Source organism: Geomobilimonas luticola (genome assembly GCF_018476905.1).
In the GTDB taxonomy this organism is placed as follows: Bacteria; Desulfobacterota; Desulfuromonadia; order Geobacterales; family Geobacteraceae; genus Geomobilimonas; species Geomobilimonas luticola.
This window is the reverse complement of sequence record NZ_JAHCVK010000001.1, coordinates 446000-469183: the sequence shown is the minus strand read 5'-3', so window position 1 is coordinate 469183 and position 23184 is coordinate 446000. Positions and strand designations below refer to the sequence as shown.

At 59.7% G+C, this 23184-nt stretch carries 22 protein-coding genes and 2 tRNA genes; 5 read left to right on the top strand and 19 right to left on the bottom strand.

The genetic code is table 11. The annotated features are described in order from the left end of the window. Positions 1–63 precede the first annotated feature (63 nt). A complete protein-coding gene (locus KI810_RS02185; protein WP_214173842.1) occupies positions 64–789 on the top strand; it encodes a hypothetical protein in 726 nt (241 codons plus the stop codon). A 120-nt stretch (positions 790–909) separates the two neighbouring features. On the opposite strand, the gene KI810_RS02180 is transcribed toward KI810_RS02185, so the two are convergent. From KI810_RS02180 to KI810_RS02150, 7 genes are read right to left on the bottom strand one after another with little or no spacing between them, the layout of a single operon-like run. Then, positions 910–2094: a ribonuclease D gene (locus KI810_RS02180; protein WP_343213453.1), complete on the bottom strand. Its 1185-nt coding sequence runs from the start codon at positions 2092–2094 to the stop codon at positions 910–912. Next, positions 2081–3124: a histidinol-phosphate transaminase gene (hisC, locus tag KI810_RS02175; RefSeq protein ID WP_214173841.1), complete on the bottom strand. Its 1044-nt coding sequence runs from the start codon at positions 3122–3124 to the stop codon at positions 2081–2083. The genes KI810_RS02180 and hisC overlap by 14 nt, the downstream gene beginning before the upstream one ends. Next, the gene (gene mqnC, locus KI810_RS02170; protein WP_214173840.1) at positions 3121–4206 is read right to left on the bottom strand and encodes a cyclic dehypoxanthinyl futalosine synthase; all 1086 of its coding nucleotides are present in this window, start codon (positions 4204–4206) and stop codon (positions 3121–3123) included. Before mqnC ends, hisC begins: the two co-directional genes overlap by 4 nt. Position 4207: 1 nt before the next feature. Continuing rightward, on the bottom strand, positions 4208–5290 hold the full coding sequence (gene mqnE / locus KI810_RS02165) for an aminofutalosine synthase MqnE (protein WP_214173839.1): 1083 nt from the start codon (positions 5288–5290) through the stop codon (positions 4208–4210). Next, positions 5287–5973, bottom strand: a complete 687-nt coding sequence (locus KI810_RS02160) for a UbiX family flavin prenyltransferase (protein ID WP_214173838.1) — start codon at positions 5971–5973, stop codon at positions 5287–5289. Before KI810_RS02160 ends, mqnE begins: the two co-directional genes overlap by 4 nt. After that, entirely contained in the window at positions 5970–6848 is an 879-nt protein-coding gene (locus KI810_RS02155) for a 4-hydroxybenzoate octaprenyltransferase (protein WP_214173837.1), read from the bottom strand. Before KI810_RS02155 ends, KI810_RS02160 begins: the two co-directional genes overlap by 4 nt. 25 nt (positions 6849–6873) lie before the next feature. Next, the gene (locus KI810_RS02150) at positions 6874–7377 is read right to left on the bottom strand and encodes a hypothetical protein (RefSeq protein WP_214173836.1); all 504 of its coding nucleotides are present in this window, start codon (positions 7375–7377) and stop codon (positions 6874–6876) included. 237 nt (positions 7378–7614) lie between these two features. Here KI810_RS02150 and KI810_RS02145 point away from each other — a divergent pair. The 3 genes from KI810_RS02145 to KI810_RS02135 all read left to right on the top strand — a co-directional run bounded on the left by KI810_RS02145 (position 7615) and on the right by KI810_RS02135 (position 9781). Beyond that, positions 7615–7691, top strand: a tRNA-Pro gene (locus KI810_RS02145). Positions 7692–7785: 94 nt separating this feature from the next. Further along, positions 7786–9174, top strand: a complete 1389-nt coding sequence (locus KI810_RS02140) for a site-specific integrase (protein ID WP_214173835.1) — start codon at positions 7786–7788, stop codon at positions 9172–9174. A 534-nt stretch (positions 9175–9708) separates the two neighbouring features. Further along, positions 9709–9781 (top strand) — tRNA-Pro (locus tag KI810_RS02135). Positions 9782–9878: 97 nt separating this feature from the next. On the opposite strand, the gene KI810_RS02130 is transcribed toward KI810_RS02135, so the two are convergent. The 3 genes from KI810_RS02130 to KI810_RS02120 all read right to left on the bottom strand — a co-directional run bounded on the left by KI810_RS02130 (position 9879) and on the right by KI810_RS02120 (position 13710). Next, positions 9879–10811 carry a substrate-binding domain-containing protein gene (locus KI810_RS02130; protein WP_214173834.1) on the bottom strand — a complete coding sequence of 311 codons (933 nt, stop codon included), beginning with the start codon at positions 10809–10811 and terminating at the stop codon, positions 9879–9881. A 77-nt stretch (positions 10812–10888) separates the two neighbouring features. Continuing rightward, positions 10889–11959 carry a type IV pilus twitching motility protein PilT gene (locus KI810_RS02125; RefSeq protein ID WP_214173833.1) on the bottom strand — a complete coding sequence of 357 codons (1071 nt, stop codon included), beginning with the start codon at positions 11957–11959 and terminating at the stop codon, positions 10889–10891. Between the two features lie 95 nt (positions 11960–12054). Next, the gene (locus KI810_RS02120; RefSeq protein ID WP_214173832.1) at positions 12055–13710 is read right to left on the bottom strand and encodes an ATPase, T2SS/T4P/T4SS family; all 1656 of its coding nucleotides are present in this window, start codon (positions 13708–13710) and stop codon (positions 12055–12057) included. A gap of 249 nt (positions 13711–13959) precedes the next feature. Between KI810_RS02120 and KI810_RS02115 the strand changes: the two genes are divergently transcribed. Continuing rightward, positions 13960–14964, top strand: coding sequence for a hypothetical protein (locus KI810_RS02115; protein WP_214173831.1), 1005 nt, complete (start codon positions 13960–13962; stop codon positions 14962–14964). A 4-nt stretch (positions 14965–14968) separates the two neighbouring features. On the opposite strand, the gene KI810_RS02110 is transcribed toward KI810_RS02115, so the two are convergent. The 9 genes from KI810_RS02110 to KI810_RS02070 all read right to left on the bottom strand — a co-directional run bounded on the left by KI810_RS02110 (position 14969) and on the right by KI810_RS02070 (position 23040). Continuing rightward, complete coding sequence (locus KI810_RS02110) at positions 14969–15946, bottom strand: transglycosylase domain-containing protein (RefSeq protein ID WP_246525113.1); 978 nt, start codon at positions 15944–15946, stop codon at positions 14969–14971. Further along, on the bottom strand, positions 15943–16965 hold the full coding sequence (pdxA, locus tag KI810_RS02105) for a 4-hydroxythreonine-4-phosphate dehydrogenase PdxA (RefSeq protein ID WP_214173830.1): 1023 nt from the start codon (positions 16963–16965) through the stop codon (positions 15943–15945). The genes KI810_RS02110 and pdxA overlap by 4 nt, the downstream gene beginning before the upstream one ends. Before the next feature lie 120 nt (positions 16966–17085). Then, entirely contained in the window at positions 17086–17502 is a 417-nt protein-coding gene (locus KI810_RS02100; protein WP_214173829.1) for a F0F1 ATP synthase subunit epsilon, read from the bottom strand. A 77-nt stretch (positions 17503–17579) separates the two neighbouring features. Then, the gene (gene atpD / locus KI810_RS02095) at positions 17580–18992 is read right to left on the bottom strand and encodes a F0F1 ATP synthase subunit beta (RefSeq protein WP_214173828.1); all 1413 of its coding nucleotides are present in this window, start codon (positions 18990–18992) and stop codon (positions 17580–17582) included. A 56-nt stretch (positions 18993–19048) separates the two neighbouring features. Next, positions 19049–19912 (bottom strand): ATP synthase F1 subunit gamma, encoded by an 864-nt coding sequence (gene atpG, locus KI810_RS02090; RefSeq protein WP_214173827.1) that lies wholly within the window; start codon positions 19910–19912, stop codon positions 19049–19051. 20 nt (positions 19913–19932) lie between these two features. After that, positions 19933–21444, bottom strand: coding sequence for a F0F1 ATP synthase subunit alpha (gene atpA / locus KI810_RS02085; RefSeq protein ID WP_214173826.1), 1512 nt, complete (start codon positions 21442–21444; stop codon positions 19933–19935). A 9-nt stretch (positions 21445–21453) separates the two neighbouring features. Continuing rightward, positions 21454–21996 (bottom strand): ATP synthase F1 subunit delta, encoded by a 543-nt coding sequence (gene atpH, locus KI810_RS02080; protein WP_214173825.1) that lies wholly within the window; start codon positions 21994–21996, stop codon positions 21454–21456. Next, positions 21993–22613 (bottom strand): F0F1 ATP synthase subunit B, encoded by a 621-nt coding sequence (locus KI810_RS02075; RefSeq protein ID WP_214173824.1) that lies wholly within the window; start codon positions 22611–22613, stop codon positions 21993–21995. The genes atpH and KI810_RS02075 overlap by 4 nt, the downstream gene beginning before the upstream one ends. 1 nt (position 22614) lies before the next feature. Then, positions 22615–23040 (bottom strand): F0F1 ATP synthase subunit B, encoded by a 426-nt coding sequence (locus KI810_RS02070; RefSeq protein WP_214173823.1) that lies wholly within the window; start codon positions 23038–23040, stop codon positions 22615–22617. Between the last annotated feature and the right edge of the window lie 144 nt (positions 23041–23184).

Sequence of the window (23184 nt, the reverse complement as noted above, 5' to 3'; positions counted from 1 at the left end):
TATTCCCGATGCCTTTACGTGAACGATCTTGCACTTACACGATAAACCCAAGGAGTATGCACCATGAAATGTCCCAAGTGCGGGTACAACAGCTTTGAAACCCTCGACAGCTGCAAGAAGTGCAACCATGACCTGACGGCGTTCAAAGAGTCACGGGGGATCCGCCCCATATTTCTGCAAGGGCTTTCCCGGAAAGCGGTCGAACCACCCCAGGGGGGAGGAGCGGACGTTGTGCCTGCGGCTGCGGTCGCAGCGACTGCGGGAGAGGAGTTGTTCAAGGAAGATTTTGTTGCGACAGAGGACTCTGCACCTTCAGGCAGCGATTTCGGCCTGAACTTCGGCGCCGTGGGAGAAGATGATGCCTTCAGCTTCGCCGACACCGCGCCGGAAGCGACCCCCGAGGCGGCAGAACCGGCATTCGGCGATTTTTCCTTCGAGGACACCCCCGTTGTCCAGGAGCAAGCCGCGACGCCTGCGCAGAAATTCGTTGACGACAGCTTTGCCGACCTGCTGGAAACGTCCGGTGCAGACGAAGGGCCAGCCTCGCCGGCAACAGAGCCCGCGACGGACGGATTCGCAGGATTTGGCGACGTTGGAGGGGAAGAACCTGCTCCCGAACCGCCAGCTGCGGGGGGTGGGTTCGAGATGGACTTCTTCTTCCAGGAAGACGAGGACGCCGCGAAGGACGAACCCAAAAAACCGGCGACGGAAGATACGGGGCTTGCCCCGGATACGTTCGATTCCCTGTTCGGAGATCTTCCCGACGACCCAGACAAAACCGACCGTTAAGACTTCCCCTGAATCCGTAAGGGGATGAATGCTCCATGGAGCACATCTGTGCCCCGGTGCCGGCCGAACAGCCGGCACCAAGATGCTCTGAGCAGGACGGGACGCCCGGCTTTCATGGGCTCACGACTTCATTTCCATCAGGGTCGTCAGATCGGCGGCCAGAATCTCCCGCTGCCACCCTTTCAGGGCGGCAAATGCCGTCTGCCTGGCCTCATGGGTCCTGTCGGCCATCGCAAGGGACTCAAGCAGGCTGTTGTTGATAAGCAGTCCCGCATCAATCCCCACTTCCCGTGCTTTCGCCTCCCGCATCCTCTTCAGCCGCAGCAGAATTGCCTGCTGCCCCTTGTCGAGTACCTGTCGCTGCTGACGGGGAAACCGGGGAAGTTTGTCGGACGGAAGCGCCATCCCCCTGGTGACCGCCTGGACGATCCCCGTACCCAACCGTGTCAGGAGTTTTGCAGGAAAACCGGAGATGGCGGCCAGTTCTTCCATGGTCCGCGGCCGCCCTTCGGCAAGGGCTCTGATGACGTCGGTCCCCAGCACCTTGAAGGGGGGGACGTCCTGTCGCCTGGCCTGCTGGTCGCGAAAGAGGAGCAGCTCTTCCAGTACGGCGAGGGTCCGCGGCTCCATGCGGGCAGCCCCCTTGAAGCGGAGACAGAGCGGCTCCTGGTCACGGGGAACCGTCCTTACGCGGGAAAGCAGCCGGCACTCCTCTTCCACCCACGCAAGCCGCCCCCTGCCGCAGAGCTCAGCCTCCAGTTGCCGAAAGAGGGGGATCAGTAACGTCGTGTCCTGCACCGCATAGACAATCATCTCCCTGCTCAGCGGCCGCCTGCTCCAGTCCGCCTTCTGAAACCCCTTATCCAGTTCCACACCGAACCGTCGCTTAAGAACAGCCGCCAGCCCCACTTCGGCCTCCCCGAGGAGTTGACAGGCGATCATGGTATCGAACAGGTTGTTGACCTCCAGGCCGAAATCCCGGTGCAGGGAGCGGATGTCGTAGTCGGCACCGTGGAAGACCTTGCGGATGGCAGGATTTGCAAGCACTGACGCCAGCGGCGAAAGATCGGGCAAGACAAGAGGATCGATGAGAGCGCTTTCCGTCGGCGTGGAGACCTGAATCAGGCAGACCTTTTCGGTGTAGTGATGGAGCGAGTCCGCTTCCAGGTCGAAGGCGAGGACCGGTTCCTTCTCCATCCTCCCCACCAGGGAGAGAAGGGCCTCCCGGCTGGTGATGATGCCGATGAAGTCGGCGGGCAGATGCGGCGACCCGGTTTCGGTCCTGGCAGATTCAGCGAATGTCACGAAGCGCCTCCACGGTTTTCTCCATCTCCTCACGGGTGCCGATGGTGATCCGCACGCCGTGGGCAAGGAGCGGATCGGTAAAGTAGCGGACCAGGATGTTCCGGTCGAAGAGCCCCTGATAGACCCTCTCCCCATTACGGTCCGGCGATGAGGCAAAGACAAAATTGGCCTGGGAAGGGATGACCTCGTAACCAAGCTCCCGCAACGCGTTGCTGAACCACTCACGGGTTGCGCGGATGTTCTCCACACAGCCGCGGAAATAATCCTGATCCCGCAGGGCGGCAGCTGCAGCGACCTGGGCCAACCGGTCAAGGTTGTAATGGTCCCGGATCTTGTTGAGCGCCGCGATCACCTCGGGACGGGCAATGGCGAGCCCAAGCCGCATGCCGGCCAGGGAATAGCTCTTGGAAAAGGTCCGGGTCACCACCACGTTCTCATGGCGCCGGACCAGGTCGAGGGAATGCTCCTCCGCGAAATCCGCGTAAGCCTCGTCGATCACCAGCATCCCCGTCACCCGTCCGGCCAGTTCCTCGATGAACTCCCGGGGGAAGCAGAATCCGAGCGGCGCGTTGGGATTGGTGAGAAAGAAGAGCTTCCCCTCGTAGCGCGCCGGGAAATCGTCCAGCTCCAGCCGCGCCGTCAGGCCGAAGGTCCGCACCCGTGCCCCCTGGATCTCCGCCAGGGTGGCATAGTAGGAGTAGGAGGGGTGCACGTAGGCGATCTCCTCCCCTTCGGCGGCAAAGGCACGGATGAGGTTGTTGAGCAGCTCGTCGGAGCCATTGGCCATGACGATCCAGTCGGGGGGAAAATCGTAAAGCCGCGCCGCGGCTTCCAGCGGCGCACGGCTGGCGGCATCCGGGTAGCGCCGCAGCCCCTCCCCCGCCTCGGCCATGATCGCCTCCAGCACCCGGGGTGAGGGGGGATAGGGATTTTCGTTGGTGTTCAGCTTGATATAGGCAGCCGCGTCGGCGGGCTGGTAGCCCGGCACGTACCCGGCCATCTCCTTGATGTTTCTCCGCAGGGGAATCATGGGACCTCCGTCGTCCGGTTGTACTCTTCGAGAATGGCATAGGTGGTGGTGCGGCGCGCCGGGATGAAGCCGGCACCACGGATCAGCTGGATCATCTCTTCCCGGCTCATCCGGAAGGAGCAGCCGGCCGCCGCCACCACGTTCTCCTCCAGCATGGTCCCCCCCAGGTCATTGGCGCCAAAGAAGAGCGCCACCTGGGCCATTCTGGCCCCCTGGGTGACCCAGCTCGCCTGGATGTTGAGGATGTTATGGAGAACAATGCGGGAGAGGGCCAGCACTTTCAGGTATTCCACACCGGTCGCTGTCTTCCCCCCCAGTTCGGTGTTTCCCGGCTGGTAGGTCCAGGGAATGAACGCGGTGAAGCTCCCCCCCTCCGCCTGGAGAGTACGGACCCGGAACAGATGCTCGACGATATCCTCCCGGCTCTCCCGGCTGCCGAACATCATGGTGGCGGTGGTCGGCATGCCGAGCCTGGCCGCGTCGGCCATCACCCGCGCCCACCCCTCCCAGCCGATCTTCTTCGGAGAGATTTCCTGCCGCACGCTGTCCACCAGGATCTCCGCCCCGCCGCCGGGGACCGAGTCCAGGCCGGCAGCATGGAGTCGCCGGAGCGCCTCGGAAACGGTGAGGTCCGAAATCCGGGCGATGTGGGTAATCTCCGCCGGCGAGAGGGAATGGTTCTGCACCGACGGGAAGCGGCGCCGGATTTCCCGGAACAGCCCCTCGAAAAACCCGATTTTCAGGTCGGGATGGAGCCCCCCCTGCATGAGGAGCTGGGTGCCTCCCTGGTCCACCAGCTCGGCAATCTTGGCGAAGATCTCCGCCTCGGCAAGGACGTAGGCATCGCCGGAACCGGCATCCCGGTAGAACGCGCAGAATGTGCACCGGGATTCGCAGACGTTGGTGTAGTTGACGTTCCGGTCCACCACGAAGGTGACCCGGTTGTCCGGATGGAGCCTCTTCCGGATGCCGTCCGCCAGCTTCCCCGCCGCGAGCAGATCGGCGTCGGTGAGGAGCCAGAGTGCCTCTTTCCGGCTGATCGGTTCGTTGTTCCCCAGTTTGGCGGTAATCGTCTTCAGCATGTCAGTACGTCCGCAGTTCGTTATAGAGCGTGTCCCGCTCCACCGGCACCCGCCCCGCCATCCTGATGAGGGAGACGATGTCGTCCCGCCCCATGGCCTGGGGAGAGGCGGCGCCGGCGTCGTGGCCGATCTTTTCCTCCACCACTGTTCCGTCCAGATCGTTCACCCCGAAGCAGAGGGCAGTCTGGGCGATCTTTTCCCCGAGCATCACCCAGTACGCCTTGATGTTGGCAAAGTTGTCCAGGTAGAGCCGGGCAACGGCAAGGGTCTTGAGGTCATCCACCCCCCCGCTCAAGGGATTTTTCAGGTGGCCGAGGGGGTTGTTCTCCTTCTGGAAGGCCAGGGGGATGAATGCCTGGAAACCGCCGGTCTCGTCCTGCAGTTCCCGCAGCTGCCGCATGTGATCGATCCGGTCCGCATAAGACTCCACATGACCGTAGAGCATGGTGGCATTGGATTTGAGTCCCGCCTTGTGAACCCCCCGCATCACCTCCAGCCAACGGTCACCGCTGATCTTCTCCGGGCAGAGGCGATCACGCACCTCCTGGCGGAGGATTTCCGCCCCCCCTCCCGGCAGGGAGCCGAGGCCGGCCTGCTTCAGCTCCTCCAGGGTCGCCGCCAGGGAAAGGCCGGCAAGAGTGGAGAGATAATCGATCTCCACGGCAGTGAAGGCCTTGATGTGGATGGCGGGAGCCGCCGCCCGCACCGTCCGGAGCATCTCCAGGTAGAAGTCGAAGGGGAGGTCGGGGTGCAGACCGCCGACGATGTGGATCTCCGTCGCCCCTTGGGCAAGGGCTTCCCGGGTGCGGTTGCCGATCTCCTCCAGGTCGTAGAGATAGGCCCCGGGCTGGTCGGTAGTACGGGAGAAAGCGCAGAACTGGCACCGGTTCACGCAGATGTTGGTGTGGTTGATATGCCGGTTGACGTTGAAATAGACCCTGCGGCCGTTTTTTCGCTCGTTGGCAAAGGCCGCCAGCTCACCGATCGCCAGGAGATCCGGCGACTCCAACAGGAAGAGGGCTTCGGCATCGTCGATCCGCTGGCCGGCACGGACTTTTTCTGAAATGACATCGATGGCGTTCATGGCAAATCGTTCCCCTCACCCGGCCTGCGGCCACCCTCTCCCACTGGGAGAGGGGCTGGGGGTGAGGGCCTGCCCGATATCTCCCCCCACCTCTTGACCAGCGCGTGCTCCACCCCAAGGGAATCCAGCACCCGCCCCACCACAAAGTCCACCTGGTCGTCAAGGGACCGGGGGTGGTGGTAGAAGGCGGGCATGGCCGGCACCATCCGTACCCCCATCCGGGTGAGTTTCAGCATGTTCTCCAGGTGGATCTCGCTGAGCGGCGTTTCCCGGGGGACCATCACCAGCCGGCGGTGTTCCTTGAGCATGACATCGGCGCAGCGTTCCAGCAGATTTCCCGAAACCCCCGTCGCTATGCGCGCCAGGGTCCCCATGGAGCAGGGACAGATGACGAGCGCGTCGGGCGCCGCCGAACCGCTGGCGATGGGGGCAAAAAAATCGTCCGCGGCGTAATAGGCAAGCTGCTGACTATCCGCCCCGAAGTGGCGGCACAGGGTCGCCCCTACCGCCGCCGGTTCCCCTTCCCATGCCAACCCGCACTCCTCCTTGAGAACGGCAAAACCGGGGCGGCTGATAAGGAGCGTCAGCGACACCGATGCGCGCAGCAGCTCTTCGGCCAGCCTCAGACCATAAATCGAACCGGAAGCTCCGGTAATGGCGAGGACCACCCTGTTTCCCTTCATGCGCCCCCCTTCCCGGCCAGCACATCGATCAGGGTGGCAACGAAAATGATGACGCTCACGTAGCCGTTCATGGTAAAGAATGCCAGGTCCAGTCGGGACAGGTCACCCCTCCGCAACAGCCAGTGCTCATAACCGAGCAAGATGGCCACCCCCGCCAGGCCGGCGAGAAACCACCCCCCGAGATGCATGGTCACATGAAGCCCGACCAGCAGAACGAGCATGACAAGGGAAAAAAGGCGGGCCGTCCAGAGGGAACCGGTAACCCCGAGCCGCACCGGGATGGAGTGGAGTCCCCGCTGCCGGTCGAACTCAAGGTCCTGCAGGGCATAGAGGATGTCGAATCCGGCCACCCAGAAGAGCACCGCCAGACCGAGGAGTACTGCCGGCAGCTCCACGACCCCCCGGACGGCGATCCACGCGCCGACGGGGGCAGCCCCGAGACAGAGCCCGAGCACCACGTGGGCAAGGGAGGTGAACCGCTTGCAGTAGGAATAGAGCACGAGAAAAGCGAGCGCCACCGGGGAGAGGTAGAGGCAGAGACGGTTCAGTTGGGCCGCTGCGAAGAACATCAGGAAAGAGGCGAGCAGTACGTAGACAAAGACCGTCCCCTTGCCCAGGAGCCCGGCGGGGATAGCCCGGCCGCGGGTTCGGGGGTTTGCTGCGTCGATCTCCGCGTCGATGAGCCGGTTCAGCCCCATGGCAGCGGTACGCCCCCCCACCATGGCCATGAGGATCCAGAACGCCTGCTGCCAGGAGGGGAGCCCGCCTGCCGCCAGCACCGCGCCGGTGAAGGCAAAGGGGAGGGCGAAGACGGTGTGGGAAAATTTGATCATCTCCAGGAATACCCGGAGCTTCTCCAGCCACGCTGCTTTCATGCCGATTTCCGCCTGCATAAACCTGTCATCTTTCCGCAGCGAGCAGCGCCTTCACCCGCTGCAACTCCTTCTTCAGATACTCCAGCTCGAACATGCCGGGATATACCTCGTAGGGATACCGCTTCTTCAGCGTGTCGAGCCTACCCTCATGATCGTAGACGTAAAACGTGCGGAGCTCCAGGTCGAAGGGTGTCAGCCGCACCGTAACGCCCTGCCCCTCGGGGGTGACGTTGACCTTCAGCCGGTAGTAGTAGTCCCGCCCTCCGGCAGGTTGCCCGAACCCGGTGTCATTATAAAAGAACCGATAACCGGTCAGGATCACGCCACCACCGGCATCGACGGCCTCCAGCAAAAACCCGTCCTGCAGCAACCGTTTTTCGAACTCGGCAACGGCCCGCCCCATCGGCTGTGTGGCCTTGAAATCGGCGCTCTCCAGGGGAACCGGCAACAATCGCATATGATAACAACCGCTGGCACCGCACAGAACTGCCACCAGCAGACCGACCACAACCCCACACCGCACCGTCACAACCCCTTACCCCTCCCTGGCCGGATTCCGCTCGCATACCATCGAATCCGGGCAACGGGGATCCCTGAAATTTCCGCAGGTTGCGGTAAACCGTCCACGTTCACCCTGGAATGCTGTGGCATTTTACCGAATCTAATTTTGTAGCACTTCGGGGGAAATCTGACAACGGTTTTTTGGCAATATCGCCAGTTAAGCTGTTGACAAATAACACCCGACAGGGTATATATAAGCCCTTGTCGGGATGTAGCGCAGCCTGGTAGCGCACCTGCTTCGGGAGCAGGGGGCCGCTGGTTCAAATCCAGTCATCCCGACCATTTAGCTTCAACGTACTGTTTTAAGTACGTTAATTATCCCGCCACAGGGAATTCCCGTGTTTGTGCACACAAATTAGCACACACGGGAATTTTCATGTCTAGCACCTACCTTCTGAAAATCGGCGTAACGTATTATTTCCGCTGCCGCATCCCCAAAGATTTACTCCCCTACTTCAAGACCTTCGAAATCAAAAAATCGTTAAGAACCTCATGCCATCGTTCCGCAAAGGCTGCGGTAAAGTCGTATGCTTATCAATTGGAGCGCATATTCTCGCTTGTAAGAACTGGCATGATTGGCGATATGCAGTTGCAAACTCTTCTCGAACGGTACAAGGTCAACTCGCTGCCTTCCGGCGATTGTTACGACGCGAATGACAGTTCATGGAATGCGGTCGAATTCAACGACGTTTGCCGAAAGGTATTGCCGCCCCCCAAAGAAGTAGACCTGAACAACCAGCGCCCTCCGTTCCCCTTGTCTAAGGCAATAGATAAATTCTGCAAGGACCGGCAAAAGGAACGGCCCACCAATGAACGAACACAGCAACGTTATCGTGAATATTTCAATGTCATGCTAGGAATGCTGGGAGACCGGGACGTTACCGAGTACAACCGGCGAGACTTGGAGAATCTGAAAGATGAGCTTTACGAACGTCCGAAGAACCTAAGCAAAGGCCAGAAGAACGCCCCACCCCTCGACAAGCGGACGGTGAATACCAACTACATAGGGAAAATTGTCTCGCTGTTCAAGTGGCTACATGTCAAGGATTACGTAGATAGAGACTTGACGCCGGGGCTTGCCTCTTCTCTCACATCCGCAGAGAAGAAAGCAAGGAAGCGCAGGCCGTACGACCCTGCCGACTTGAAAAGAATTTTCGACCTGCTGCCTTTCGAGCCGAAACAACCTCACCTTGCATGGGTTCCACTAATTGCGGCCTACTCAGGTGCGCGACAGGGAGAGATATGCCAGCTTCTAGTTACAGACATTAAGGAGGCTGATGGAATACCTTACATGCACATAACCGAAGAAGACGATGCAGGGAACCTTGTTAAGACGGTCAAGAATGAGAATAGCAAACGTGTCGTCCCGATTCATCCCGCTATCATCGAAATGGGGTTCTTAGATTTCGTGGAGAGGCAAAGAGGGCGGGGCAAGACCACCGTCTTTGAGACGACGACGGGCAAACCACTGACAGGTCAATATTACTCAAAGCGGTTCCAGCAATTCAACAACCAATTTGTGACTGCCGACCGGAAGAAAGTATTTCACAGCTTCAGGCACACCGTTGACAACCAACTCAAACAGTTAATGATACCCGACAATGTGCGGTACAGCATAATCGGTCACATGCCAGAAAACGCGATAGATGACACTTACACTCAAGAGTACCTTGTCCATATCAAGTACAACGAATTGATTAAGTTAGAGCATCCGAGCATCAACCTGAAGGAGTTGAAAAAGAGGTATGCTGTCTTTCATACATAGGTTTCAGATTTTTTTATCGTGAGAACCTGGAGGGGTTATCGGTCGGTTCCCTTAAAGGTATATAAGAGGAACCATAATATATATAAAAAAAACCCTTTCAAATTCTATAACTGGTCCCGTTAAGAAGTACCCTGCACTTTCGATTTGAACTCTGGCAGTGGACCTCAACCGAGTTAGGAATTCATTCCTGGCTTGACCCGACACATGGGAAGAAAGCCAGCCACAGGTCAAATATGGAAGCCTGTATATTAATGATTCGGCGGAGAGGTGGGGGTGGGAAGATATCCCTGTTTGGTGGCGGAGAATGCATATTATCTTTGAATATGTTTCGGGTGCCAAACCGGCGCGGGAAAGTGGTAGATTTAACACCTCGAAAAGTAGGCTTTTGCACGCGATTCGTTTATTTGACGCACGCCGCGGCGTATGAGTTGGGGCTGGAATAAGTACTAAAGAAATTGACTTGTCGGACTGGGTGTGTTAAAAACTTGCCCACAAATTAGCACACACGGGAAGATAAAGGGAGCTGTCGAGGCCCGGTAGCGCAGCCTGGTAGCGCACCTGCTTCGGGAGCAGGGGGCCGCTGGTTCAAATCCAGTCATCCCGACCAGTTTAAAAATCAAAGGGGCTCTCCTCCACGGAGAGCCCCTTTTTTCGTTCCTGACCCCTGCATCCGGCTTTCTTCCGACCAACGACCGGAGGGGACGTCATAGCCCTGCTGTCAATTTTCTGATTGCCCGGATCGAATCATAATTTGCGTCATTCCCCGGCACAAACCGGTCGATCATCATCCCCGCCAGGACATCTTTGCCTTCAGGCGTTTCATGCATGGTCAGCAGTACCTTGAGAAGTCGCGCCCTGAGTGCCGGATCGAGGTCCTTTACCGCCAGCGGTGGAATGCCGTAGGGTTCTGAGACGTAGATGATGCGGGTTTTGGTGGTCAGTTCAGGGCGTGTGCGTGCCAGGTGCTCCCATACCAGACTGCTGACCGCTGCGCCGTCCACCAGCTTTTTGGCCACGGAGGCAATTGATATGTCATGGCCATAGGTGTAGGAAACCTTGGCGAAAAAGGATTTCGGCGTCTCTTTGCGACGGGCGAGCAGATAGGTGGGCACCAGGCTCCCGGCATTGGAATGGGCCTCGGTAAAAGCGAATTTTTTCCCCCGCAGGTCATCGAGACTGTTGGCCGTGCTCTCCTTCGGCACGATAATATAGGAATGGTACACCGCCTTCCCCTTCACCAGCGGCATGGCCAGAAGCTCCAACCCGAGCCGGTCGTGCCCCTCCACATAGGGGCCGGCACCGATAAAAGCGGCATCAACGCCACCGACAGCCAGCAGCTTGTTCATCTCGTCGTTGTTTTCGCGATCGACGAGCGTTACCGGCATGTGCAGTTCTTTTGCCAGATATTCCTTCAGGGGCCTATAGTATAAATATCCTTCCTTGGGCGTGTTCACCGCCCCCATGCCGATACGCAGCCCCGGCTGTTCCGGGCCCGGCACCGGAGCAGTAAGGGGCGCTTTGTTCTCCAGGCTGGTTTTCTGTGCATCAGACCTGGTACAGCCTGCCATGGCCACGAGAGATACCAGGACAACAGCCGCCAGCATCTTCAAGGGATTATGAGCGTCCCGGATTTTCATGCCCGATCACCTCTCTGCAGGATGAGTCTGGTTACCGCACGTGGCACGTAGAGCCCGGAAGGAAGGGGAGTACCCTTCTACTGTGGTGGCCGGTGGGGGAGATACTGCTCGAACTGCTTCTTGTCCGCCGCACAGCGATAGGCTTCTTCCGCCGCGATCTTGCGCATCTTGAGGAGGTCCAGGAGGTGCTGGTCCATGAGTTGCATCCCCTCCTTCTTGGCGGTCTGGATGATGGAAGGAATCTGGAAGGTCTTTCCTTCCCGGATCAGGTTGCCGATGGCCGGCGTGCCGACCATGATCTCCAGCGCCGCAACCCGCCCCTTGCCGTCGGCGGTCCGGAGCAACTGCTGGCAGATCACCCCCCGGAGTGATTCGGACAGCATGGTACGGACCTGCTCCTGACTATCCCGCGGGAAAGCATCGATGATCCGGTCGATGGTCTTGGCGGCGGAATTGGTGTGCAGGGTACCGTACACCAGGTGACCGGTTTCGGCGGCGGTCATGGCCAGGCTGATGGTCTCCAGGTCGCGCATCTCCCCCACCAGGATGACGTCCGGATCCTCACGCAGGGCCGCACGAAGGGCGGCGGTAAAGCTCTCGGAATGCTCGCCGATCTGGCGCTGGTTCAGGAGCGACTGCTTGCTTGGGTGGATGAACTCCAGAGGATCCTCAAGGGTCAGGATATGCTCCCGCCGGGTGCTGTTGATGAGGTCGATCATGGCCGCCAAGGTGGTGGATTTCCCGGAACCGGTCGGGCCGGTGACCAGGACCATTCCTTTTTTCAGGTTGGTCATCTTCCGGATACCTTCGGGGAGTCCAAGGTCGTCGGCGGAAAGGATCTTGCTCGGGATGATCCGGAAGACCGCTGCAATCCCCTTGTGCTGCATGAACATGTTGCCGCGGAACCGCGCCAGCCCCGGAATCTCGTAGGCAAAATCCAGATCCTTCTTCTCCTCGAAGTCGCGCTTTTGCCGCTCGGTGAGGATCTCGTAAAGGATCGCCTTGGTCTCTTCATGGGAAAGGGACTTGAAGTTCGACCTTTCCATTTCGCCATGAAGGCGAAAGATGGGAGGCGACCCCGTCGAAAGGTGCAGGTCCGACGCCCCCTGATCCTTGAGCATTTTGAACAGTCCGTCGATTCGTGCCATTGTCTGTACTCCCCGGTAAAACTATTATGCGGCGGCGCCTGTAGACTCCGCAGGTACTGCAGTCGGGGCGCATTCAAGGCCCCATGCCCTTCCGGTCAGAGGAGGAGCGAGGCAACATACTCCACCGGCGATATCTCGCCGGCCTTGAGCAACGCCTCCCCCTCCGCCATGATGCCGCGATAACCCGCACCCTGCAGGTACCGCTCGATGTCCCTGCTGCCGCGGGCCGACTCGAAGGCGGCCAGCACCCCTTCGTCAAAGGTGATCAGGTCAAGCAGATAACGCCGTCCCGTGTGCCCGGTCTGGTCACAGGCCGGGCAGCCGGCAGCCCGGAAATAGGTTGCTGGCAGTGCCACCAAGCGCAGGGAGGCAATTTCTTCCCTGGTCGGGCTGTATTCCCCGCGGCAGCGGGGACAGAGGGTTGCCACCCCCTTGAAGGAGATGATCCCCCTGAGACAGCCGGGGACAAAGTAATGCCGGTGCCAGAGATGGAGGAGGTGCTTGAACGCCGTATCCACATCGGGAGACGAGATGCCGGCCACCACCAGCTTCCCCCGCATGGCGGCCTTTGTGGCGGCAATGAAAGAGAGAGAGTCGGTGACATCCTCCACGACGATGATGTCCGGATCATGTTCGAGGACGGCAAGGAGCAGGTCGTGGGCCTCGCCCGTCGCCCCGTTCGGGAGGGGGATCCGCGGAAAGTGCTTGTTCCCCTTCCCCAGGCCGTTGCCGAGAAGGAGGACGCTCCTGCCAACCGTGGAGCATTCTTCCAGGTAGAGGTCCATGAGACGGCACCGGTCTTCACTGTCCCGATGAACGGCCAGCACCAATCCCGAATCCGAGGCCGCCAGGTCCCGGAGCCGTGCAATCTGGTCCGCTGCTCCCAGATCCGCGAGCCGGGAGGGAAACGATGCGGCCGCCTGGGGTTTGAATGTCACATAATCGCCGGCTGCGCCCCGCAGCACCAGGACCTGGAAGGAGAGCTGGGCTCCCTTGTAGCGAAGCCCCAGCGTACCCCCCGCAGTGCTTTCGGTGGTACCGTCGATCTTTGCGAGCTTTCGTAGCCGCAGCACGACATCGGGATAGTAGGTGCCTGCAAGGATGCCGATATGTCTGGTCTTCCCGGCCCGCTTCACGACGATGCCGACCGTATCCCCCACCGGCTGCAGGGAGAGCCCTGTCGCCTTGTTCTGCGTGACGAAAACGAGAAGGTAATCCAGAAGCCGCGCCCCGGTGAGATCGGCATTGATCTCCGCCAGCACCCGTTCGGGGAAACAGTCCGCCGCGAACCCGAGGGAGGTTGCGCTCTCCGCCGGGCCATAGCAGATATCCTGCATCTCCCGTATCTCCCGGATGAGGGCAACGGAGACCGTGACCTGACAACCGGTCAGTTCCTCCACCGCCCCTATGGCCTCCTTGTTGAGGGGGTCCGCCAGGGCAAGGGAGAGATCATCCCCCATCCTGAGCAGGGGGATCAGGTTGTACTGGCGCGCCACCGTGGCAGGAATGAGCTCGACCGCGTCCTGATCGATCATTTCCCGCTTGAGCCGGACGTAGGGTATGTTCAGCTGGTTGGAAAGAGCCCAGTCGATGTCCTCCTGGGTCACGACCCCCAGCCTGACCAGGGCCTCGCCGAAGCGGCAGCCGGAAGCCTGCTGCTCATCCAGCGCTGCCTTGATGTCCTGTTCCGTAATAATCTGTGAATTGAAGAGGATCGCACCGAGCGAACCTTCCTTAACCAGACCGTTCATGGTCCCTCCAGCGGAAACGTTGCCCTGCTGCCGGAAACCGGTCGCCAGTTCGGGCAAGCATATCTTCCTTGCAATCTCTCTACCATGCCTGACGAAAAACCGGCGATGCGTGCAGGTTGTCCCTAACCGCCGGTTTTTCTGGCCTTTACATTTGCCGGCCGACTGTGCTAGCCTTGCACAAATTCAATCCGGTTCCGTACGGGAGCGCCATTTCACCGGTCGCCCCGGCATGGCACCACAGGAGACACCATGCAGCGCAAAGCCCTCGCCCTTCTCTCCGGAGGACTCGACTCCACCCTTGCCGTCAAGGTCATGCTTGAGCAGGGGATCGCCGTCGAGGCCCTCAACTTCACCTCCCCCTTCTGCACCTGCACCGGCAAGAACGCCGGTTGCAAATCGGAGGCCGTCCGGGTCGCCGGTGAATTCGGCATCCCCATCAAGGTCCTCCACAAGGGGGCCAAGTACCTGGATATCATCCGCAACCCCCGCCACGGCTACGGCAAGGGGATGAACCCCTGCATCGACTGCCGCATCTACCTGCTTCGGAAGGCCAAGGAGTACATGACGACCTGCGGCGCCGATTTCGTCATCACGGGCGAGGTGCTGGGGCAGCGCCCCATGAGCCAGCGCCGCGACACCCTCAGGGTGATCGAGCGGGAGAGTGGCCTTGAAGGACTGCTTCTGCGCCCCCTGTCCGCCAAGCATTTCCCACCCACCATTCCCGAGCAGGAAGGATGGGTGGACCGGGAAAAGCTTCTTGCTATCCAGGGGCGCTCCCGCAAGGAACAGATGCAACTGGCCGACGACCTGGACGTGAAGAACTACCCCTGCCCCGCCGGCGGCTGCCTCCTGACCGAGCTCTCCTTCGTCTCCAAGGTGCGGGACATGTTCGACCACTCAGACCAGGTCAACCTGCGCGACTGCAGGCTCCTCAAAGTCGGACGCCATTTCCGGGTCGGGCCGCAAACCAAGGTGCTGATCGGCCGCAACGAGGCGGACAACCAGCTGCTGGAGGGCGCGATGCAGGACGGCGAGGTAGCGCTCCGCTGGAACGAGGGGGGAAGTCCCCTCGGCGTGGTGACGGGCGAAGTGGACGAGCATCTGATGCAGACCGCCGCCAGGATCCTTCTTCGCTATACCAAGGCGGAACCGGGGCGTGACTGCGCGATAAAGCTGCTTCGGAATGGCGGAGAGGAACTGCGGCAGATCACCAACGACTTCACGGAAGCCGATATCGAAGGGTTCCGCATCTGAGGCATCAGGGTTGTTTCGTCTCCCCCGTAGCCGGTGACTGGCCATGACCACCGACATCGTTGTTTTGATGTCCATCTGCCGAATCGCCTGAAGGAGCTTGGTTTTCCGGCTGCGCTGTTTCCAACGGCGGCACGGACGGCTCCTGCTCCCTCTTTCCCCCGCTACTCAGGTTCACAAACACCGGTTCCTGTTCAATGGTCTTATCCACCTTCTGCTGCATCCTCCCCACGTTGGGGGTTTCCGCCAGTGCTTGGCGATATTCATCCTCCGACAGCACCCCTTTGCCGCGCAGGAGCCGCAGGATCATGTCGGAACGCTTCAGTACCTTTCCCAGGTTTTTGTAGGGATTGTAGGCCACTCTCGGACCGGGGAGCATGGCGGCCAAAAACGCGCACTCCCGCGGTGTGAGCTCCGCCGCAGATTTCCCGAAGTAGTACCGGGCGCCATGACCTATGCCATACACCATCGGTCCCAGTTCGACCACGTTGAGGTAGAGCTCGATGATGCGTCCCTTGGTCAGTTCCTGCTCCATCTGCCTGGCCAGGACGACTTCCTTGACCTTGCGGGTAATGGTCTTCTCCCGCGACAGGAAGAGGTTTTTTGCCACCTGCTGGGTGATGGTGGAGGCGCCGCGGGCGAGACGCTTCTTTTCCAGGTCGTACTTGATGGCATTCTTGATCGCCTTGACGTCAATCCCCTCATGCTTGTAGAAGTTTGCGTCCTCCGCCAGGATCACCGCCCATTTCATTTCTGACGGTATGCTTCCCGACGGTGTCCAGTCCCTGTTCTTCGGTCCCACTACGAAGGGGTGAGTTTTCCCCTGCCAGTCCCTGACCTGGATGGTCATGACCGCACGGCGGTTCTTCAACCCCTCCACCGACGGAAGAAATAACAGGGATATCCCGATGTAGACGGCATAGAGCAGCAGTATGCCGCCTATGACGATCATTGCTTTCTTAAGGGATAGGTCGGGTCGCTTCATGGCTCTCCCTTCCCCTGACCCCTGTCCCGCACAGACGCCATCCGGGCAGCCATCAGAATAGCCGCGACCATGCTTCGGAAGTTGGCCTTTCCGGTTCCCGCCAGGTCGTAGGCCGTTCCATGGTCAACGGACGTACGGATGATGGGGAGCCCCAGGGTGACGTTGACGCCGTCGTCGAAATGGAGGAGTTTCAACGGGATAAGGCCCTGATCATGGTACATGCAGACCACGGCATCGTACCCACCCTGTGCCGCAAAGTGGAAGAGAGTGTCGGCAGAAAGCGGGCCGACCGCATCGATCCCTTCGGCACGGGCAGCAGCTATGGCAGGGGAAATGACTCGAGTCTCCTCAGCGCCGAACAGCCCCCCTTCGCCGCAGTGAGGATTGAGGGAAAGTACCGCAAGTCGGGGATTGGCGCTGAAATAGCGGTTCACATCCCGGTGGGTGGTCCTGATGGTGGACAGCACCCGATCGAAGGTCACTAGCCGGGGAACATCGGCCAGCGCCTCGTGGATGGTGACGAGTGCCACCCGCAGACGGTCGCCGGCGAGCATCATGACGAACTGCTCCGTGCCCGTCAGCTCCGCCAGGAGTTCGGTATGCCCCGGGTAGTGGTGACCGGCCCGGTTGAGCGCCTCCTTGTTGATGGGAGCTGTGGCCATCCCAGCAACCGCGCCGGCAAGGCAGAGTTTCGCCGCCGTCGTTATATAGTCGTACATGGCCGCGCCACTTGCGGGAGAAGGTGCACCGAACACCATATCAGCAGGCGACAGGTACGACAGGGGCCGCAGGTAGATGCGGTCGGGACGGTCGTCCACCGGGGGCATGCCGTGATCGAGAACCTCAATCCGTGAAGGTTCACCGGTTATGGCGAGCGCCCGCTCCATGGCCGATAGGTCGCCGAGCACCAGATGCCGGCAGCTGAGCAGCACCTCGGAGTCACGGAGTGCCCTGGCGATTATTTCCGGCCCGATGCCGGTCGGATCTCCCATGGTAACAGCTATGATTGGTCGTTTCATCGTTGCCTCGCTGCCTCCCCTACGGTCAGGAAGTTGCGATTATACAACAGCGTCCTGTTCCGCCGGCAAAAAAAAAGAGTGGCGATTCGCCACTCTTTTGTACCACTTCGTAACTCCCGTCTATCTGCCGCCCGTCTTGCCGGCAACCTGTATCCTGGTCACGGCCCGCTCCAACGCGGCTTCATAGACACGGAACTGCTTGTCCTCGGGGTTCAATCGCTTCAACGCCTCTTCAGCGCGTCCGAGTGCGGCCTTGGCACGCTCAAGGTCGATTTCGTCTGCCCGTTCCGCGGTTTGCACCAGGACCGTCACCTTGTCGTCCTCGACCTCGAAGTATCCCCAGTTCACGGCCAGATGGCTGACCACACCATCTTTCTTATAGACAAACTCGCCGATTCTGAGGGAAGTAAGAAACGGTGCATGTCCCGGCAGCACGCCGAATTCACCGATGGCGCCGGCAGCCGTGATCTCGTCCACCTCTTCGGAAAGAACCTTTTTATAGGGTGTTACCAGTTCAAGTTTCAGTTTTTCAGCCATATATCAAACCCTTTGGGCGTTGGGCAGTGGACGCTGGGCAGTGGAGCCTAGAGCCTGATGCCACGTGCCTGACTAATTTATACTGCCAGTTTCTTGGCTTTCTCCAGGGCTTCCTCAATGGTACCGACCATGTAAAACGCCTGCTCGGGGATGTCGTCGTGCTTTCCTTCCACGATCTCCTGGAACCCCTTGATGGTATCCTTGAGTTCGACGTATTTGCCGGGGGAGCCGGTGAAGGCTTCCGCAACATGGAACGGCTGGGAAAGGAACCGCTGGATCTTCCGCGCGCGGGCGACCACCAGCTTGTCCTCTTCGGAGAGCTCGTCCATACCGAGAATGGCGATGATATCCTGCAGGTCCTTGTACTTCTGCAACACGTACTGGACCTGGCGGGCGATGGCGTAGTGCTCATCCCCGATGACCTGGGGATCGAGAATGCGGGAAGTGGAGTCCAGCGGGTCAACTGCCGGATAGATGCCGAGCTCGGCGATCTGCCGGGAGAGAACGGTCGTGGCATCCAGGTGGGCGAACGCGGTGGCCGGAGCCGGGTCGGTCAAGTCGTCGGCAGGAACGTAGATAGCCTGGACCGACGTGATGGACCCCTTGGTGGTGGAGGTGATCCGCTCCTGCAGCTCGCCCATCTCGGTGGCCAGGGTCGGCTGGTAACCGACGGCGGAAGGGATACGGCCGAGAAGTGCGGAAACCTCGGAACCTGCCTGGGTGAAACGGAATATGTTGTCGATGAAGAGGAGCACGTTCTGCCCTTCTTCGTCACGGAAGTACTCGGCTATGGAAAGGGCGGAGAGGGCAACCCGGGCACGGGCCCCCGGAGGCTCGTTCATCTGGCCGTACACCAGGGCGGCTTTGTCGAGAACCCCCGACTCCTTCATCTCCATCCAGAGGTCGTTCCCTTCACGGGTACGCTCCCCGACACCGGCAAAGACAGAGAAACCGCCGTGCTGCTTGGCGATGTTGTTGATCAGCTCCATGATGAGAACGGTCTTGCCGACGCCGGCGCCGCCGAACAGGCCGATTTTACCGCCGCGGGCATAGGGAGCGAGGAGGTCAACGACCTTGATCCCGGTGGTGAAAGCCTCGACCTTGGTGGACTGATCCACGAAAGCCGGTGCCTCGCGGTGGATGCCGTACTCCTTGTCGGCATTGACCGGGCCCATTTCATCGACCGGGTCGCCGATGACGTTGAGAATCCGCCCGAGGGTCTTGCGACCGACCGGTACGGAGATCTGCTTGCCCGTGTCGAGAACGTCCTGGCCCCGAACGAGACCGTCGGTGGAGTCCATGGCGATGGTCCGGACCGCGTTCTCTCCCAGGTGTTGGGCAACCTCGAGCACCAGGTTGTTTTCATTGTCGTCAATCGCAGGGTTGGTCACCCGGAGTGCATTGTAGATAGGGGGCAGCTTGCCCGGCTCAAACTCAACGTCGATAACCGCGCCGATGACCTGCGTAATTTTACCGATGTTCTGACTCATGTACCCTTTTCCTCCTGCGGCCCCCTGTGGCGGCCTCTATTGTGTAAAGTCCTAAATTAGCCTTTGATTGATTCGGCGCCGGAGATAATTTCCATCAGCTCCGTTGTGATGGCCGCCTGACGTGCCCTGTTGTACTGCAGGGTCAGCTTGCCGATCATCTCCGTGGCATTTTTCGAGGCGCTGTCCATGGCGGTCATGCGGGCTCCGTGTTCGGAAGCGACGGACTCCAGCAGCGACTTGAATATCTGCACCTCTATGTGCTTGGGAAGCAACTCCGCCAGGAGTTCCCCCTTGGAGGGTTCGTAGATGTACTCCGGTGCATACTCCCCTTCTTCAGATTCAGCGGGTGTGATGGGAAGAAGCTGCTCCAGGGTGATATCCTGGGACATGACGCTCCGGAAGGCATTGTAGAGGATAAAGACCTGGTCGTACTCCTCGTTCAGAAAGCCTTCGATCACTTCCTGCCCAAGGAGGGCAGCGGTCTGATAGCTGAGACTGGAGAAGATGTTGCTGTAGTTCTTGTAGACCGTGCGGCGGTTTTTCAGGAACTCGAACCCCTTCCTCCCCACCGTCATCACGCCGATCTCGGAGAATTCGGCACTTCGCTCCTTGACGAAACGCTCGGCAGCTTTGCAGATATTAGCGTTGAAGCCGCCGCACAGGCCGCGGTCAGAGGTGACCACGATGAGAAGGGCCTTTTCGGCCGGCCGCTTCTGCATGAGCGGGCTGCTGTCACCATCTTGGCTCTTGGCCAGCCGCTCCAGGACTTCGCCGAGCTTCTTGGCGTAGGGGCGGGCTGCGACCACGTTTTCCTGGGCACGGCGCAGTTTGGCCGCCGAGACCATTTTCATGGCCTTGGTGATCTGTCGGGTATTTTTAACCGACACTATGCGCTTTTTGATACTTTTAAGGCTTGCCATACGGAGATCCCGTCCTTACGTTACGCGGTAAATTCTTTCTTGAACTCTTCCAGAGCGGCAATAATCTTGGCCTTCAGGTCGTCGTCGATGGCCTTTTTATCGCGCAGCTCGGCCAGAACATCGCCCTTTCTAGCATCGAAGAACGTATAGAGTTCGGTCTCATAACGCCGCAGGGAAGCAACCGGGTATTCATCCAGGAAGCCGTTGTTGGCCGCGAAGATTATGAGGACCTGCTTCTCATTGGGAATCGGCCGATACTGGGGCTGCTTGAGAATCTCTACGAGACGCTCGCCCCGGGCCAGCTGCATCTGGGTCGCCTTGTCCAGGTCGGAACCAAACTGGGCAAAGGCTGCCATCTCGCGGTACTGGGCCAGATTGAGGCGCAGCGTGCCGGCAACCTGCTTCATGGCCTTTACCTGGGCGGAACCGCCGACGCGGGAGACGGAAAGACCGACGTTGATGGCGGGACGGACACCGGAGTAGAACAGGTCGGACTCCAGGTAGATCTGGCCGTCAGTAATGGAGATGACGTTGGTCGGAATGTAGGCGGAAACGTCACCGGCCTGGGTCTCGATGATGGGAAGTGCTGTCATGGAACCGGCACCGCAGTCGTCGGAAAGCTTGGCGGCACGCTCGAGGAGACGGCTGTGGAGATAGAAGACGTCACCCGGATAGGCTTCGCGCCCGGGGGGACGACGGAGGAGCAGGGAAAGCTGCCGGTAGGCGACCGCCTGCTTGGAAAGGTCATCGTAAATGATGAGGGCATGCTTGCCGTTGTCGCGGAAGTATTCACCCATGGTCACACCAGTGTACGGCGCGATGAACTGAAGCGGCGCGGGCTCGGAAGCGGTTGCCGCCACGACTATGGTATAATCCATGGCGCCGTGTTCCTGCAGCTTGCTCACAACTTGGGCAACGGTGGAACGCTTCTGCCCGATGGCGACGTAAATGCAGACAACGTCTCCGCCCTTCTGGTTGATGATGGTGTCGAGGGCAACGGCAGTCTTGCCGGTCTGCCGGTCACCGATGATAAGCTCACGCTGACCGCGGCCTACCGGAACCATGGAGTCGATGGCCTTGAGGCCGGTCTGCATCGGCTGATGGACCGACTTGCGTTTGACGATGCCGGGGGCCTTCACTTCGACCTTGCCGAACTTGTCGGTGTTGATCGGGCCCTTGCCGTCGATCGGCTGGCCGATGGCGTTGACAACGCGGCCGATAAGGGCCTCGCCTACCGGAACCTCGACGATTCTGCCGGTACGCTTGACCGTGGCGCCTTCCTTGATGGTCTCGTTGTTCTCACCGAGAATGGCGGCACCAACGTTGTCTTCTTCCAGGTTGAGAACCATCCCGGAAACCCCGCCCGGGAACTCCAGCAACTCGCCGGCCATCGCCTTGTCGAGACCATGGATACGCGCAATACCGTCACCGACGGAGATGATGGTGCCGGTCTCGGCGACCGCCACTTCCTTGCCGTACTCCTTGATCTGCTTCCTGATAATTTCGCTGATTTCTTCCGCTCTGATTTCCATAGAAAGATCTCACCCCTTCTGTAATATATCTTCGATTCTGTCTAACTGGGTTCGTACACTGCCGTCATACACCTTGTCGCCAATCTTGGTCACCACGCCGCCGATCAGGGCGGGGTCGACCTCCACCTGCAGTACGACCTGCTTGCCGGTGGATTTGGCAAGGGCCGTCTTGATCTCTTCCACCTGTCCCGCCTCCAGCTGCATGCCTGAGGTAAGCACCGGCCGGATAATGCCGGAAAGCTCATCGGCAAAAGCGCTGTAGCTTGCTGCAATCTGCGGGAGAAAGGCAATCCGGTTCCGGTCGAGAAGGAGCTGCAGAAAGTTCCCCACCATGGTGGAGAGGCCAGCCTTGCCGATGACATCCCTGAGGATCTCTTTTTTCGCTTCTATGCCGTAGGCCGGGTTGCTGAACATGGACGAAAGTTCGGGGCTGGCTTCCAGCAGGGCCGCAACCCGGGAGAGTTCGCCGTTGAACTTCTCGACCGCACTCTCTTCAGCCGCCAGCTGCACCAGCGCCTTGGCATACCGTCGTGCAATAGCATTCGTGATCAATGTAACTCCACCACCTTGGTAAGATATTCGCCAACCAGACGATCCTGGTCGTCTTTCTTGATCTTCTCCCTGAGGGTCTGCTCCGCAAGCTGAACGGCAAGCCGGGCCGCCTCGCCCCTGAGCTCCGCCTGGGCCCGCGCCACTTCCTGGCTGGCGGACAGCTTGGCCTGCTCCTTGATGCGCTCTGCGGTCAGCTTTGCTTCGGCGACAATGCGCTCTTTTTCCAACTCGCCCTCTTTCCTGATGGCGGCGCAAATCCCGTCGACCTCTGCATTAGCCTTGGCAAGCCGGTCGCTGTATTCGGCAAATTTCCGCTCCGCTTCGGCCCGGGCCGCAACTGCTTCCCTGAGGGCCTTTTCGATGGCGACCTGTCGGGCGGCAAGGGAACCTTTGACGTCAGCCTTCTTAACGCCCCAGGCAATCAGTATGAAAAGCGCGGCAAAGTCGATGACCCGCCACATGAAATCCTTCATCTGGGCTGCAGCATGACCCCCCTGGTGGGCACCTTCTCCCCCTTCAGAGGCGAAACCGGCCGCCGCCAGTCCAACCAGCAGCAGGCAGACCGCTGCCGCCATGACCCACGATTTCCAGCCGGTATTGCGCTCACGGCATTTCATCTTACAGACTCCTTCCAAGGACTTTCTCGCAGATTTCGAGGGAGAGCCCGCGGGCCTGCTCACGCAACAGCTCCTTGGCATCGGCGGTCTCTTTGGCCACCTTCTCCTTGATGGTCGCCAGAGTATCGGCGGCTTCCTTCCGGGCCTTCTCGAGAACGGCCGATTCTTCTGCCTGGGCCACCTTCTTCAGGGCGTCCCGCTCACCATTGGCCGCAGTCTTGGCCTCCCGCATACGTGCCTCGTACTGAGCCACCTTTTCCTGCACATCACGGTCAACTTCAGCAGCCCGCTCCCGGGCACCGTTCAGTTCGGTCGCCCGGTCTGCCAGCACCCGGCGGATCGGTTTGAACAGGAAAACGTTCAGGATCAGTACCAGCACCAGGAAGTTGACCAGCTGGATAATGAAGGTCAAATCTAGATTGATCACCCTGCCACCTCATGTCGTTCTTTTGTATACAGTATACAATCCGGCGTCCCTTCGCGGACCTCGGACTAAAAGCTTAGGATAGCTATCACACGATACGTGGGATGTCAAGTTTTTTATACACCTGGAGGAGCGGTCTGCCGGAAT

Coding starts and splice junctions, on each gene's coding strand:
- KI810_RS02185 (WP_214173842.1), top strand. CDS start 64: ATGAAATGTCCCAAGTGCGGGTACAACAGCTTTGAAACCCTCGACAGC.
- hisC (WP_214173841.1), bottom strand. CDS start 3,124: ATGATTCCCCTGCGGAGAAACATCAAGGAGATGGCCGGGTACGTGCCG.
- mqnC (WP_214173840.1), bottom strand. CDS start 4,206: ATGCTGAAGACGATTACCGCCAAACTGGGGAACAACGAACCGATCAGC.
- mqnE (WP_214173839.1), bottom strand. CDS start 5,290: ATGAACGCCATCGATGTCATTTCAGAAAAAGTCCGTGCCGGCCAGCGG.
- KI810_RS02160 (WP_214173838.1), bottom strand. CDS start 5,973: ATGAAGGGAAACAGGGTGGTCCTCGCCATTACCGGAGCTTCCGGTTCG.
- KI810_RS02155 (WP_214173837.1), bottom strand. CDS start 6,848: ATGAAAGCAGCGTGGCTGGAGAAGCTCCGGGTATTCCTGGAGATGATC.
- KI810_RS02140 (WP_214173835.1), top strand. CDS start 7,786: ATGTCTAGCACCTACCTTCTGAAAATCGGCGTAACGTATTATTTCCGC.
- KI810_RS02130 (WP_214173834.1), bottom strand. CDS start 10,811: ATGAAAATCCGGGACGCTCATAATCCCTTGAAGATGCTGGCGGCTGTT.
- KI810_RS02125 (WP_214173833.1), bottom strand. CDS start 11,959: ATGGCACGAATCGACGGACTGTTCAAAATGCTCAAGGATCAGGGGGCG.
- KI810_RS02120 (WP_214173832.1), bottom strand. CDS start 13,710: ATGAACGGTCTGGTTAAGGAAGGTTCGCTCGGTGCGATCCTCTTCAAT.
- KI810_RS02115 (WP_214173831.1), top strand. CDS start 13,960: ATGCAGCGCAAAGCCCTCGCCCTTCTCTCCGGAGGACTCGACTCCACC.
- KI810_RS02110 (WP_246525113.1), bottom strand. CDS start 15,946: ATGAAGCGACCCGACCTATCCCTTAAGAAAGCAATGATCGTCATAGGC.
- pdxA (WP_214173830.1), bottom strand. CDS start 16,965: ATGAAACGACCAATCATAGCTGTTACCATGGGAGATCCGACCGGCATC.
- KI810_RS02100 (WP_214173829.1), bottom strand. CDS start 17,502: ATGGCTGAAAAACTGAAACTTGAACTGGTAACACCCTATAAAAAGGTT.
- atpD (WP_214173828.1), bottom strand. CDS start 18,992: ATGAGTCAGAACATCGGTAAAATTACGCAGGTCATCGGCGCGGTTATC.
- atpG (WP_214173827.1), bottom strand. CDS start 19,912: ATGGCAAGCCTTAAAAGTATCAAAAAGCGCATAGTGTCGGTTAAAAAT.
- atpA (WP_214173826.1), bottom strand. CDS start 21,444: ATGGAAATCAGAGCGGAAGAAATCAGCGAAATTATCAGGAAGCAGATC.
- KI810_RS02075 (WP_214173824.1), bottom strand. CDS start 22,613: ATGAAATGCCGTGAGCGCAATACCGGCTGGAAATCGTGGGTCATGGCG.